Origin of the sequence: Formosa agariphila KMM 3901 (assembly GCF_000723205.1) — a bacterium.
Lineage (GTDB): Bacteria > Bacteroidota > Bacteroidia > Flavobacteriales > Flavobacteriaceae > Formosa > Formosa agariphila.
This window is the reverse complement of the sequence record NZ_HG315671.1, coordinates 2,816,896-2,831,049: the sequence shown is the minus strand read 5'-3', so window position 1 is coordinate 2,831,049 and position 14,154 is coordinate 2,816,896. Positions and strand designations below refer to the sequence as shown.

12 protein-coding genes are annotated in these 14,154 nt (G+C 33.7%); 3 read left to right on the top strand and 9 right to left on the bottom strand.

Annotated elements, in window-relative coordinates:
• Positions 1–4 precede the first annotated feature (4 nt).
• The 3 genes from BN863_RS11720 to BN863_RS11710 are packed head-to-tail and all read right to left on the bottom strand — an operon-like array spanning position 5 to position 2,596.
• On the bottom strand, positions 5–670 hold the full coding sequence (locus BN863_RS11720) for a YggS family pyridoxal phosphate-dependent enzyme (RefSeq protein ID WP_038530798.1): 666 nt from the start codon (positions 668–670) through the stop codon (positions 5–7).
• Between the two features lie 49 nt (positions 671–719).
• The gene (locus BN863_RS11715) at positions 720–1,610 is read right to left on the bottom strand and encodes a 3-hydroxyacyl-CoA dehydrogenase family protein (RefSeq protein WP_038530796.1); all 891 of its coding nucleotides are present in this window, start codon (positions 1,608–1,610) and stop codon (positions 720–722) included.
• 26 nt (positions 1,611–1,636) lie between these two features.
• Positions 1,637–2,596 (bottom strand): Gfo/Idh/MocA family protein, encoded by a 960-nt coding sequence (locus tag BN863_RS11710; RefSeq protein WP_038530794.1) that lies wholly within the window; start codon positions 2,594–2,596, stop codon positions 1,637–1,639.
• A 123-nt stretch (positions 2,597–2,719) separates the two neighbouring features.
• On the opposite strand from BN863_RS11710, the gene BN863_RS11705 reads away from it, so the two are divergent.
• A complete protein-coding gene (locus BN863_RS11705; protein ID WP_038530791.1) occupies positions 2,720–3,361 on the top strand; it encodes a protein-L-isoaspartate(D-aspartate) O-methyltransferase in 642 nt (213 codons plus the stop codon).
• Here the strand turns inward: BN863_RS11705 and BN863_RS11700 are convergent.
• Genes BN863_RS11700 through smpB form a run of 3 tightly spaced genes read right to left on the bottom strand, consistent with a single transcriptional unit; the run spans position 3,358 to position 5,952 of the window.
• Positions 3,358–3,912: a hypothetical protein gene (locus tag BN863_RS11700; protein WP_038533547.1), complete on the bottom strand. Its 555-nt coding sequence runs from the start codon at positions 3,910–3,912 to the stop codon at positions 3,358–3,360. The genes BN863_RS11705 and BN863_RS11700 overlap by 4 nt on opposite strands.
• An 11-nt stretch (positions 3,913–3,923) precedes the next feature.
• Positions 3,924–5,462, bottom strand: a complete 1,539-nt coding sequence (locus tag BN863_RS11695) for a M61 family metallopeptidase (RefSeq protein ID WP_084817533.1) — start codon at positions 5,460–5,462, stop codon at positions 3,924–3,926.
• Between the two features lie 31 nt (positions 5,463–5,493).
• Positions 5,494–5,952: an SsrA-binding protein SmpB gene (gene smpB / locus BN863_RS11690; RefSeq protein WP_038530789.1), complete on the bottom strand. Its 459-nt coding sequence runs from the start codon at positions 5,950–5,952 to the stop codon at positions 5,494–5,496.
• A gap of 446 nt (positions 5,953–6,398) precedes the next feature.
• On the opposite strand from smpB, the gene BN863_RS11685 reads away from it, so the two are divergent.
• Positions 6,399–6,833, top strand: coding sequence for a hypothetical protein (locus BN863_RS11685; RefSeq protein WP_038530787.1), 435 nt, complete (start codon positions 6,399–6,401; stop codon positions 6,831–6,833).
• A gap of 200 nt (positions 6,834–7,033) precedes the next feature.
• Here the strand turns inward: BN863_RS11685 and clpB are convergent, their stop codons facing one another.
• Positions 7,034–9,643 (bottom strand): ATP-dependent chaperone ClpB, encoded by a 2,610-nt coding sequence (clpB, locus tag BN863_RS11680; RefSeq protein WP_038530784.1) that lies wholly within the window; start codon positions 9,641–9,643, stop codon positions 7,034–7,036.
• 136 nt (positions 9,644–9,779) lie between these two features.
• On the opposite strand from clpB, the gene ytxJ reads away from it, so the two are divergent.
• The gene (gene ytxJ, locus BN863_RS11675; protein ID WP_038530782.1) at positions 9,780–10,166 is read left to right on the top strand and encodes a bacillithiol system redox-active protein YtxJ; all 387 of its coding nucleotides are present in this window, start codon (positions 9,780–9,782) and stop codon (positions 10,164–10,166) included.
• Between the two features lie 75 nt (positions 10,167–10,241).
• On the opposite strand, the gene BN863_RS11670 is transcribed toward ytxJ, so the two are convergent.
• Both BN863_RS11670 and BN863_RS11665 read right to left on the bottom strand, forming a co-directional pair.
• Entirely contained in the window at positions 10,242–11,270 is a 1,029-nt protein-coding gene (locus BN863_RS11670) for a TlpA family protein disulfide reductase (RefSeq protein WP_038530780.1), read from the bottom strand.
• A gap of 172 nt (positions 11,271–11,442) precedes the next feature.
• Positions 11,443–13,989 carry an ATP-dependent Clp protease ATP-binding subunit gene (locus BN863_RS11665; protein ID WP_038530777.1) on the bottom strand — a complete coding sequence of 849 codons (2,547 nt, stop codon included), beginning with the start codon at positions 13,987–13,989 and terminating at the stop codon, positions 11,443–11,445.
• Between the last annotated feature and the right edge of the window lie 165 nt (positions 13,990–14,154).

Sequence of the window (14,154 nt, the reverse complement as noted above, 5' to 3'; positions counted from 1 at the left end):
AAAATTAATAATTTCGGACTCCAAAAATACTACTTCCAATACGTACCATTGTGCTGCCACATGCTATTGCTAAAGGATAATCTCCGCTCATTCCCATAGAAATGGTTTTAAACTGAGCAGGATTGTTATGCAGTGTTTTTAAAGTATTAAAGATAGTTTTTAATTGGATAAATTCTGTTTTTATTTGAGATTCATTCTCGGTAAAGGTTGCCATACCCATAACTCCTACAATATTAACGTGTTTCAAATCTGAATTCGTTTTAGATTGAAGAATTTGTGTTGCCTCTGCTTCGGTCATACCAAATTTAGAATCTTCATCGGCAATCTTAATTTGTAGTAAACAATCTATGGTACGATTATGTTTTGCCGCTTGTTTATTTATTTCAATTAGTAATTTTTCGTTTTCAACACCATGAATTAAACTCACAAACGAAGCCATATATTTAACTTTGTTTCGTTGTACATGACCAATCATATGCCATTCTATATCCTTAGGTAACAGCTCGTGTTTTTCGGCCATTTCCTGAATTTTATTTTCACCAAAAATGCGTTGTCCAGCGTCGTAGGCTTCTTGTAAATCGCTAACAGGTTTTGTTTTAGAAACAGCAACAAGTGTTACATCTTTTGGTAAATTTTCTTTGATATGATTTAGATTTTTTTGAATCGACATCTTATGTATTTATGCATTTAAAAATGAGCTGTAAGTAGCACAAAAATGATTATTTTAAAAATTGTTTAGCAACAACTTCTGCTTTTCTGCTCTTTGAATAATCGTAAAACCCTTCACCAGATTTTACACCTAATTTTCCCGCATTAACCATATTAACTAACAATGGGCATGGTGCATATTTAGGATTTTTAAAGCCATCGTACATGACATTTAAAATAGATAAGCAGACATCTAAACCAATAAAATCGGCTAATTGTAAAGGTCCCATGGGGTGTGCCATACCTAACTTCATAACCGTATCTATTTCTGTAACACCTGCAACGCCATTGTATAACGTTTCTATAGATTCGTTTAGCATGGGCATTAAGATTCTATTTGCAACAAATCCAGGGTAATCGTTAACTTCTACTGGTGCTTTTCCTAAAGTTTCCGAAAGCTCCATTATGGTTTTAGTTACCGTATCGCTTGTATTATACCCGCGAATAATTTCAACCAGTTTCATAATCGGAACAGGATTCATAAAATGCATTCCGATAACTAATTCTGGACGAGAGGTTACAGCAGCAATTTGCGTAATTGAAATAGACGATGTGTTTGTGGCTAAAATGGTGTCTTTAGAACAAATATCATCTAATTGTTTAAATATTTTGAGTTTTAAATCGATATTTTCTGTAGCGGCTTCAACAACTAAATCGACATTTTTTACACCTTCAGACATCGCTGTAAATGTTGAAATTCGATTTAATGTTTCGCTTTTCTGAACTTCAGATATAACGTCTTTAGAAACTAATCGGTCTAAATTTTTGGAAATAATGTTTACCCCTTTTTCTAAGGCAATTTCATTAACATCTATTAATTGTACATTAAATCCGCTTTGTGCGAAGGTATGCGCAATACCATTGCCCATAGTTCCTGCACCTATAACTGCAATGTTTTTCATGAGTGTTTAAATGTTAAGAGAGGTGATTAAAATTGATCGATAATCATATTTGCAACTCGTAAAGCTTCAGTTCCATCGTGTAAAGTTACAACAGGTTTAGTGTTGTTATTAATGGCATCTGCAAAGGTTTCTAATTCGTCTAGAATGGCATTGTTGTTTGCCACATCTGGATTTGCAAAATAAATTTGCTTTTTAATACCTTCAGCATTTTGTAAAATCATATCGAAATCTCCTGGATTTTTTGGAGCATCTTTCATTTTAACAACTTCACATTTCTTTTCTAGAAAATCGACAGATATATAAGCATCACGCTGAAAGAAACGTGTTTTACGCATGCTTTTTAACGAAATTCTACTGGCAGTAAGGTTAGCAACACAGCCATTAACAAATTCAATTCTAGCATTTGCAATATCTGGTGTTTCGCTAATTACAGACACACCACTCGCGCTAATATGTTTTACTTTAGATTGTACTACACTTAAAATAATGTCGATATCGTGAATCATTAAATCTAAAACAACTGGAACATCTGTTCCTCTGGGATTAAATTCGGCCAAACGGTGCGCTTCAATAAACATGGGTTTATCAAGTAAATCCTTAATTGCGGTAAAGGCAGGGTTAAAACGTTCTACATGCCCAACTTGTCCTTTTACTTTGTACTCGGCCACCAAAGTTCTTAAAGCTTCAGCTTCTTGAACCGTATTTGTAATTGGTTTTTCAACAAAAATATTTTTGCCTTTAGAGATTGCTAATTTAGCACAATCGTAGTGCGAAAGCGTAGGCGTTACAATATCTACTACATCTACAGCTTCTATTAATTCTTCTACAGTTTCAAAAAATTTATAACCAAATTCGGCTTCAACTTTTTTAGCGTTTTCTTTATCTGCATCATGAAAACCTACAAGTTGGTACTTATCAGATTGATTTAGAAGTTTTAAATGAATTTTTCCGAGATGACCAGCACCAAGAACTCCAGCTTTTAACATGTGAATAGGGTTTTAAACAAAAATAAGATTTTTTATGAGTTTTAAATGCTAATAAAAATTTAAAAAAAGATTTACTTTTGCAAAACGAATATTTCTACCAACCTCATAATATTATACACTCTTTTGAAAGATACTTTTAAACATCAAGGATTACGTCAGCAATTGGTAAATACATTAAAAAATAAGGGCATTACAGATGTTAATGTGCTTAAAACAATAGGTAATATACCAAGACACCTGTTTATGGATTCTAGTTTTTTAGATCATGCTTATCAAGATAAAGCTTTCCCGATTGCGGCAGATCAAACCATTTCTCAGCCGTATACTGTAGCTTTTCAAACTGAGTTATTACAACTTAATCGCGATGCCAAAATTTTAGAAATTGGTACAGGAAGTGGATACCAAACTGCTGTGTTATGCGAATTAGGTGTTAAAGTGTTTAGTATAGAACGTCAGTTAGAATTATTTAAAAAGACGAGTAAATTTCTTCCTAAACTGGGATATCGTCCTAAGAAATTAATTTTTGGAGATGGCTATAAAGGGATGCCAGAAGAAGCACCGTTTGATGGTATTATTGTTACCGCTGGAGCACCATTTGTGCCAACGCCATTATTAAGTCAGTTAAATATTGGAGGGCGTTTAGTAATTCCGGTTGGAGACCAAGTGCAAACCATGACACTTTTTGTTAGAAAGGGGCCGAAAGAATTTGAAAAACACGAATTTGGTGAGTTTCGTTTTGTACCCTTGTTAGAAGATAAAAACTAGTAGTCGTCTTTTTGAAGGAATTCTGCAGGGATAGGTTTATCCTCAGTTTCGTTGGTCCATAACAAGTTAATAATCCACCATCTGTTTCCGTCGAATAACAATTGAATACTGTTAATTCCTTTCATGAAAGGCTCTTTGTCTTCTGAGGAATGATAGGCCTCAAATGTGCTAAAAACTTGGGTAATATCGCCATAGGTATGTACGATTCTGTTTATCTCTTTTTCGTGAAATCCGTTTTTTAACATCCACGATTTAGATGCTTTTACGTATTCGGCGGGCGACATGTATTTGGCTTGTAATTTACCTTCGTAATCGACTCCCGTTGTAATTAATTTAGCATCTTCTTTAAATAAGAATTTAAATAAATCCCAATCGCGTTTTTCTTTTTTATCGCCAGAAAGCGATAAATATAAAGTACCTAAAGTGGTTTCTAAAGACTTTACTAAAGGTCTATAATCTGTTTTTTGTATTTCTACCTCTTTCTTTTTTTGAGCAAAAGTTGGTGAAATCATAAAAATACTCAATCCAAATGCAAATAAAAGATGTTTCATTTTAAAAGGTATTAAATGCTTATTGGTGCCATCCATTTAGTTCTTAATTGCAATTGTTCTGCAGTAGGAGTCGCGTTTAATGAAAACGTATTAGTGTTTTCATTATAATCTACGCCAATCTTATTATAATACGTTTTAATGGGTAGCGACTTAGTGTTTACAATATAATCGTCTATAAATGCTTCAATTTCAGGATAGGTTTCTTTTACAAAAGTGCTGTAAAAAGTAGCGTCGTCGAAAGGAATGTCTGGTCCATATTTTTTTGCTAAATCATTAATAACATCTACATATCCGCGTTTTCCATTAGACAATTCTAAAATTTTTATATCTAAAAGTCCTGCAACTATTGCACCTTTCATATAAATATTCCCGTATTGTTTTTGGCCAGCTTTTGTGTAAGAGGTTAATGATAATTGTTCTAAACTTAAGTCTGGATTGAAGTATTTGGTTTCAACCATTATTTTTCGAGACAAGGTGTTAAAGTAATCTTCTGTAGATTTTAATCCCGAACGAAATAGCATCATATGTGCTGCCCATTCTGTAGTTCCTTCGTACAGCCATAAATGTCTAGATGCTACAGGTGTTATAAAATTAAATTGCTCTACAATTTCACTGTGTATATTTAAAGGGGTCACAACATGAAAGAATTCGTGAGCAGCAACTTCAACAACTTGCTTTTCTAAATTTTCCCATTTGTCTTCCTTGTAAATGTATTCTGAACTATATGAGTGTTCCCAGGCACCATTGGTTGTGTCTTCAAAATGAAACAAGAAGGTGTAATTTTTTACAGGTAAACCGTTAAGAAATCCGCTAGCAGAAAGTAACATGTTTTTCATAGACTCTAACACTTGGTTAGAGGTTACCATACCCGTTTTAGAATAGGTATAAATATCTACATTTGTACCTTCAATATTCATATTTGCTTTAGTAAGATTTCCTAGCAGAATAGGTGAGTCTACGACTTTGTCGTAATCTTCGGCATAATATAAACTGTCAGCATTTTTAGTTAAAGCAGTGCCCACACTCCAAGTTTCTGGAAAGTCTAGCTTAATAGTAATAGGGCTATTTTGTTTGTCTTTAAAATATCCAAAAACAGCTTGTCCGTTAATTAAGGCATGATCGTTTTCTATAGAAGTTCCACACATTAAATAGATTTTGTTTTCAGAAACCGGCGTATCCCAGGTTTCTGAAATCTCATATTCTATTTTTGCAATTTTTTCAGGAGAAGTCAACTGGAATTGATTTGTTGTCACCTGATTTGTCGCTAACTCATGACCTTCTGCATCTGTGGCTTTAAAATGTTTTACATAGCGGCCTATATCCATAACTTGATACGTACCAGGTGCTGTAGAAGCAAACTGATAAATAGAATTTGCATCGGTTAATGTTGGAGGTGTTACGGTAACTTTATATGTATCGTTAGAACGGTCTAAAAGATTAACTTCAAACTTTACAGTTTCAACAGTTTTTGTAGACACGTTTTTGGTTACTCCACAAGAGTATAGTACAAACGTAAAGGCAATGAGTATAATTCTGAAACTCGATTTCATAGTTTTAATTCGGTAAAATTAGACGTGCTTTTTATTTATAAATTTTCTTTACGCGATCTAAGTTTCGTTTGTTATCACGATCTTTTATCGTTTCACGTTTATCGAAAAGTTTTTTACCCTTAGCTAAAGCAATATCTAATTTAGCAAACCCTTTATCGTTTATAAACAGTTTTAATGGGACAATGGTTAATCCGCTGTTCTTAACTTCTTTTTCAAGTTTTTTAAGCTCGCGTTTGTTTAGTAGCAGTTTACGTTCTGCTTTTGGGCGGTGGTTGTAATAGTTGCCGTATTTATATTCTTCAACGGTCATATTTATAACAAACAATTCGCCTTGCTCGTTAAATTCGCAAAAACTTTCGGCAATAGAAGCTTTACTACTTCTTATAGATTTTATTTCGGTACCAGAAAGTACAATCCCAGCTGTATATTTGTCTAAGATTTCGTATAAAAAACGAGCTTTCTTATTCTGTATGTTTATCTTTTTTTGCATAGATGTCAAAGGTAAATAATTAAATATAAATTTTGTAACGCTATCAGAGCTATAACTTCAATTTTGAATGGTTAAATATCAATTTTAAAGTAAATGGTCCTTAATAGTACGTTTTATAAGTTCAATTTGTAAGAATTAAAAGTTTTTAAACGGATAAAATCGTTCGTTTATCTGTGATTTATTTTCCTAAAATTAGTTTTAGTCAGATATAGAGTACAGATATTTATTTAATCTCATTGCATTAGAATTTTATTGTAAAAAATGCAACTTGTTAATTTTCAATTTGTTAAATAGTCATATTTATTTTAGCGATTTGTTGCGAACACTTATAAAAAGTAGTTTAAATATATGCAAGTATTAAATTATTCTTAATTTTTCATTTTATGTAAGAAAAAATATATTTAAATTTGAATAGTCAACATTAATAAAATTTTAAATAAAATATTATGAAGAAATTTACATTATTATTCGCTTTTGCTTTAATGCTAAGTGCAGCAAGTGTATTTGGACAAGCCAGAAAAGAATTAAACTTTGGACTAGTAGGAGTTAACTACGAAATTCCTGTGCACAAGAACATTACAATTGCTCCTGGAGTAGGAACTAACTTTGACTTTGATTGGATTACATTAGGCGTTAAAGCAAACTACTATTTTGATGAAGTTTTTGGTATTTCTGATGCCGCTTGGGATGTTTACGGTGGTGCTAATGCAGGTTATGCAATCTATGCTGGAGATAATGATTTTGATTATGATAGTGGTATCGATTTAGGTCTTCAAATAGGAGGACGTTGGTTCTGGAATGATAAATGGGGTATATACGCAGAATTTTCTGGAGGTATCAACACATTTATGCCAGCTTTAGGTGTTACAATGAAATTATAATACGAATACTTTTATATTTAAAAAGCCTTCAGATATTCTCAAGGCTTTTTTTATGTACTCAACTAAATGTTTTAAAAATATGAAAAAAGCAATGCTCATCTAAACTATAGACTCACATTGCTTTTCTCTAACTAACCAACCTGACTGAATAACGAGGTTAATTTTAGTGTAGTATATTAAAATTACGCTTTAACAAAATTTTAGTTTTTTTCAGGAACTAAACTCTCTTGATTTCTAAATACTAATTCATCATCAAAATTATCTAGTAAAATAATACTATCTGTGGTTACTTTGCCAGAAAGAATCTCTTTACTTAATGCATTTAAAACTTCTTTCTGAATAACACGTTTTACAGGTCTTGCGCCATACTCCGGATTGTATCCTTTTTGAGCTAAATAATTTATTGCTTCCTGAGTCGCATCAAAAGTAATGCCTTGTTGAGCAATCATTTTAGACACGCTTTTTAATTGTAAGCCAACGATTTCTTTAATATTGTCTTTGCTAAGCGGAGTAAACATAATCGTGTCGTCGATACGGTTTAAAAACTCCGGTCTAACCGATTGTTTCAATAGGGCTAGAACATCAACTTTTGCCGATTCAATAGCGCTTTCAATATCTTTAGTCGCTTCAAAACGTTCCTGAATAATATGACTTCCCATGTTAGAGGTCATAATTATTATCGTGTTTTTAAAATCGGCTACACGTCCTTTATTGTCTGTTAAACGCCCTTCATCTAATACTTGTAATAAGATGTTGAATGTATCTGGATGCGCTTTTTCAATTTCATCTAATAAGACTACAGAATACGGTTTTCTACGTACAGCTTCTGTTAATTGTCCACCTTCGTCGTAACCTACGTATCCTGGAGGTGCTCCAACCAATCTGCTTACAGAATGACGTTCTTGATATTCACTCATATCAATACGGGTCATAGCATTTTCATCGTCGAATAAATACTCAGCCAAAGCTTTTGCTAATTCAGTTTTACCCACACCGGTGGTTCCAAGGAATAAAAAGGTTCCTATAGGTTTTTGCGGATTTTGTAAACCTGCACGACTTCGTCTCACGGCATCACTTACGGCTTCTATGGCTTCTTCTTGCCCAATTACACGTTTGTGTAACTCGTCTTCTAAATGTAATAACTTGTCGCGTTCACTTTGTAACATTTTAGTTACAGGAATTCCGGTCCATTTTGCTACTACTTCGGCGATATCGTCGTAAGTAACCTCTTCTTTAATTAAAGAACTTTCAGACTTGTTTTCGCTTAAATTCTTTTGAAGAGTATCTAAACGTTCTTGTGCGTCTTTAATTTTTCCGTAACGGATTTCAGCTACCTTACCATAATCACCTTCGCGCTCTGCACGTTCGGCTTCCAGTTTGTAGTTTTCAATATCTAACTTTGCCGTCTGAATATTATCTACAACCTCTTTTTCGCTTTTCCATTTCGCATTTATTTCATTACGGTCTTCTTTTAAATTGGCTAAATCGGCTTTCAGACTCTTTAGTTTTACGTCGTCTTTCTCGCGTTTTATGGCTTCAATTTCAATTTCTAACTGCATGATCTTTCTGTCTAATACATCAAGTTCTTCAGGTTTAGAATTGATTTCCATACGTAATTTAGAAGCCGCTTCATCCATTAAGTCAATAGCCTTATCTGGTAAAAAACGATTTGTAATATAGCGTTCAGATAATTCTACTGCACCAATAATAGCTTCGTCTTTAATACGCACTTTATGGTGTGTTTCATACTTTTCTTTAATACCGCGTAAAATAGAAATCGCACTTTCGGTATCTGGTTCGTTTACCATTACTTTTTGGAAACGACGTTCTAGGGCTTTATCTTTTTCGAAGTATTTTTGATACTCATCTAAAGTTGTAGCTCCAATTGAGCGCAGTTCTCCACGCGCTAATGCTGGTTTTAAAATATTTGCAGCATCCATAGCACCTTGGCCACCACCAGCACCAACAAGGGTATGAATTTCGTCTATAAATAAAACGATATCACCTTCGCTGTCTGTGACTTCTTTAATAACGGCTTTTAGGCGTTCTTCAAATTCTCCTTTATATTTAGCACCAGCAATAAGTGCTCCCATATCTAAGGCGAAAATTTGCTTGTCTTTTAAGTTATCAGGCACATCACCATCAACAATTCTATGTGCTAAACCTTCGGCAATTGCGGTTTTACCAGTTCCTGGTTCTCCTACTAAGATAGGATTGTTTTTTGTTCGTCTGGTTAAAATTTGTAAGATTCTACGAATCTCTTCATCGCGACCAATTACAGGGTCTAATTTTCCGTTTTTTGCTAATTCGTTTAAGTTTTTAGCATATTTGTTTAAAGAATTGTATGTTTCTTCTTGGTTCTGAGAGGTAACTCGGTCACCTTTACGTAATTCCTCAATAGCTGCAATAAGTGCTTTTTCTGTAACACCTTGGTCTTTTAGCATTTGAGCAATCTTGCTTTTCGATTTAAAAATAGCAATGATTAGGTGTTCGATAGACACGTATTCATCGTTCATTTTTTTAGCAATAGTAGATGCTTCGTTTAAAGCTGTACCTAAATCACGGGATGCCATAATCTCGCCTCCAGAAACTTTAGGAAAGTTTTCAATTTGCTTATCTATTGCTTGTTCAAGAATGTTTATGTTTACATTCAATTTTTTTAGAATAAACGGTAACACATTTTCGTCTACTTCAGAAATAGCTTTAAAAACGTGTTCGTTTTCTATGTTTTGCTGTCCATGTTCTTGCGCAATTTGTTGCGCCCGTTGTATGGCTTCTTGAGATTTTATTGTATAATTGTTAAAGTTCATTGTTCAAGTGTTTTTCAATGTATAGTCAACTTTCTTACCAATTTTATATTTGAGACAAAATGTCTGTTTTGCAAGGTTTTAAACTGACGATTTGTCTTTTGTGTAGGGTGAAGTGAGATGTAAATTTAATGAAAATATGGGGTTTTTTGATAAAATATTTAGTAGTAATTCTTCTGGTGAGCAGGAGGAAAGTGCAATCGCTTGGAGGCCTTTAGTGCATATGGATCAATTGGATGCAATTGCGGAAGCGTCTAAGGAAAAAACACAAGCGATTTTTAAACATTCTACACGTTGTGGTATTAGTAGAATGGTGTTGAGTCAGTTTGAAAAATCGTTTAAAGCAGAGACCAATATTGACATGCATTTTTTGGATTTATTACAGCATCGCGATATTTCGAATGGTATTGCTAGTAAATTCGATGTGTTTCACGAATCGCCTCAACTTTTAATTATTAAAGATGGTGAGGTAGTAAGAACAGCATCTCATGGAGACATTAATGCTGTAGATTTATTGGCTTTTTAGACCAAGTTTAGCAAATAGAAAATCCGCTTAAAACAACTCGTTTAAGCGGATTTTTTATTCATTTATTTTGAAAAATTAGATACTTAAAGATGTAAATAATTCTTTTAATTTTTTGTCTGAAGGTCTAGGAGCACTAGGGTCTACTATATTTCCTGCAGGGTCAATTAATATGAATCTAGGAATTCCGTTTATTTTATAATCTCTTACAAATTGTGATTTCCAACCTTCTGGAGCCATAACTTGAACACCGCTTAATTCTTTATCGTTAACCATTGCTAACCAATCCTCTTTTGCTTTATCCCAAGATCCACCATGTGATCTGTCGTCGTCTACAGAAAGACTAACAAATGTAATGTTCTTCTCGCGGTATGCTTCTTCAAGTTCTTTTAATGCTGGAATTTCAGCCTTACAAGGGGCGCACCATGTTGCCCAAACATCTATGTATACATATTTTCCTCTCAAACTTTCTAAAGATGTTTTAGAGCCGTCTACATTCTCATAATCCACAAAAAGCGGAGAAGGCTTTCCTGTCATTTCTTGTTTTAATGCAATGTTTCCTGCAAAGTACTTTTTTGTACCTTCTAACATAGGTTGTAGGTTTTTGGTAACAGATTGTGTAACCATAGTGTCTAGACCTTGCTTAGAGTTGTAAAAAGCAGTTAACTCTGATTCAATGTTTGTAAACGTTTCGTCTAATGTAGTTAAATCCATAGATGAAAAATCTTGATCCATTAAAGCTTCTTGTTTTAAAGAATTTTCTGCTAAGAAATTATTGTTTTCAGCACCTTCACCTGTGTAGGCTATACTCTCGTCGAATTCTTTAGTGTCTAAAGAAATGTTTAAATCGTAGCCGTTTCTTAAGAATACAGTAGACGATTCTCCACCATCGAAAAGATTGTAAAGTCCAGCTTCCACTTTTAAAGTATCGCTAAAAGTACCATCAGCATTAACTTGAATGGTTTTGTTGTACGTACGGCTTCTAATGACTAGAGAGTCGCTGTTTTTGTCGATTATCTTACCAGAAAGAGTGACATAATCTTTTTTTGGAGCTTCTTGACAAGCAAGAATAGAAAGTGCACTAAGTGCAATAAATATTTTTTTCATCTAACAAATTATTTTTACTCAAAAATAGGGCATTACATGTATAAAACATGAATTAATTGTGTTTGTTTCTTGTGTATTTGCTTAAATACAGAATTTTTTATAAATAGTTAATAGAACAAAACATGCCCAATATGTTTAATACCGGGCATGTTATATACTACTTTAAAAAGTTTTAAGACTCAGTAGGATTCTCTTGTTTCTCGATAGTGATAACAAGCTCTTGGTTGTCTTCGTCTAAATCCATTAATATAATATCGCCTTCTTGAATTTTAGCGGTAATTATTTCTTCGGCTAGAGCATCTTCAATGTATTTTTGAATAGCTCTTTTTAGAGGTCGTGCACCATATTGCTTATCATAACCTTTATCGGCAATAAAGCTAGTTGCCTTGTCGCTAAGTTTTAAATCGTAACCTAAATCTTTAATTCTTAATAATAATTTATCAAGTTCAATTTTAATGATTTCATTTAAATCACTTTTCTCTAAAGTGTTAAATACAATAACATCATCAATTCTATTTAAGAATTCAGGAGCAAATGCTTTCTTTAAAGCGCTTTCGATAACACTTCGTGTGTTAGCTGCTTCTTGAGATTTTTGAGATGCTGTTCCGAATCCAATTCCGGTTCCAAAATCTTTCAATTTACGAGCACCAATATTAGATGTCATTATAATAATCGTGTTTCTAAAATCGATTTTACGTCCTAAACTATCAGTTAAGAATCCGTCATCTAACACTTGAAGCATCATATTAAACACATCTGGATGCGCTTTTTCAATTTCATCTAAAAGCACAACAGCGTAAGGTTTACGACGAATTTTCTCTGTTAATTGTCCACCTTCTTCATAACCTACGTATCCTGGAGGTGCACCAACTAATCTAGAAATGGCGAATTTTTCCATGTATTCACTCATGTCTATTCTAATCAATGCGTCTTCGCTATCGAATAATTGCTTAGCCAATACTTTTGCTAATTGCGTTTTTCCGACTCCGGTTTGACCTAAAAAGATAAATGAACCAATTGGTTTATTTGGATCTTTAAGTCCGGCACGATTACGCTGGATGGCTTTAACAACTTTAGAAACCGCTTCGTCTTGACCAATTACTTTGCCTTTAATAAGTTCAGGTAAAAGTGCCAATTTATTACTTTCTGTTTGTGCAATTCTATTTACAGGAATACCTGTCATCATAGAAACCACATCTGCAACATTGTCTTCAGAAACCACTTCACGATGTTGTTTGGTGTCTTCTTCCCATTTTTCTTGAGCAACGGCTAACTCTTTTTCAAGACGTTTTTCGTCGTCTCTTAATTTTGCAGCCTCTTCGTATTTCTGCTTTTTAACAACAGAAGTTTTGGTTTCTCTTACTTGTTCTAATTCTTTTTCAAGCTCTAAAATTTGTTTAGGCACATTAATGTTGGTAATGTGTACACGAGAACCCGCTTCGTCTAAAGCGTCGATAGCTTTGTCTGGAAGGAATCTGTCGGTCATATAACGATTCGTTAATTTTACACAAGCTTCAATGGCTTCTGGTGTATAATTTACGTTATGGTGACTTTCGTATTTATCTTTAATATTGTTTAATATTTCAATAGTTTGTTCAACTGTAGTTGGTTCTACAATCACCTTTTGAAAACGTCGCTCTAAAGCTCCGTCTTTTTCGATGTATTGTCTGTACTCATCTAAAGTTGTTGCACCAACACATTGAATTTCTCCACGCGCTAAAGCAGGTTTAAACATGTTAGATGCATCTAAACTTCCAGTTGCACCACCGGCACCAACAATGGTATGAATTTCATCTATAAAAAGAATAATGTCGTCATTCTTTTCAAGTTCGTTCATAACGGCTTTCATACGCTCTTCAAACTGTCCGCGGTACTTAGTTCCTGCAACTAAACTAGCTAAGTCTAAAGTCACCACGCGCTTGTTAAATAAGATTCTAGACACCTTACGTTTGGTGATTCTAATAGCTAAACCTTCGGCAATGGCAGATTTACCAACACCAGGTTCTCCTATTAAAAGCGGGTTGTTTTTTTTACGTCGACTTAAAATTTGAGAGACGCGTTCAATCTCTTTTTCACGACCCACAACAGGGTCTAGTTTACCTTCTTCGGCCATAGCGGTTAAATCGCGACCAAAATTATCTAAAACAGGGGTCTTAGATTTTTTATTGGTCTTGCCAGTTGGGGTATTGAACAAGTTATCTTTAGACGTGTCGTCTTCGCTCGTACTGTCGTCTTGGAACGATTCAGCTTTCGGTTCTATATAATTATCATTATTTGTAATCATAAATTTAAATTGTTCTTTAACGTTATCATAATCTACCCTAAGCTTATTTAAAAGCTTCGTAGTAGGGTCATTTTCATTCCTAAGAATACAAAGCAGTAAATGCGCTGTATTAATGGAATTACTCTGAAATAATTTGGCTTCTAAAAACGTGGTTTTTAAAGCGCGTTCTGCTTGCCTTGTGAGATGCAAATTCTTCTTCTCGTTAGAAACTGCTGTTAACGTCGGGTTGGCTGGACTTAATATTTCAACTTTTCTCCTTAAATGATTTAAATCTATATCTAAGGCATTTAAAATATTAATTGCTTTCCCGTTTCCATCTCTTAAAAGTCCAAGCATAAGATGTTCTGTGCCTATAAAATCGTGCCCCAAACGGAGTGCTTCTTCCTTACTATAGGCAATTACATCTTTTACTCTTGGTGAAAAATTATCATCCATATTTAAATCCTTTCTGCATTAAAATTACTAAAACATATTACCAACGACAAAAAGTATACCTTAAATAATATGATTAATGCTAATAGAAATAAAATCTTTATTAAATCAAAATATTTGGGGGCTTACTTATTAACTAAAGTATAGGTGGTAGTTGTTAATAAAAAC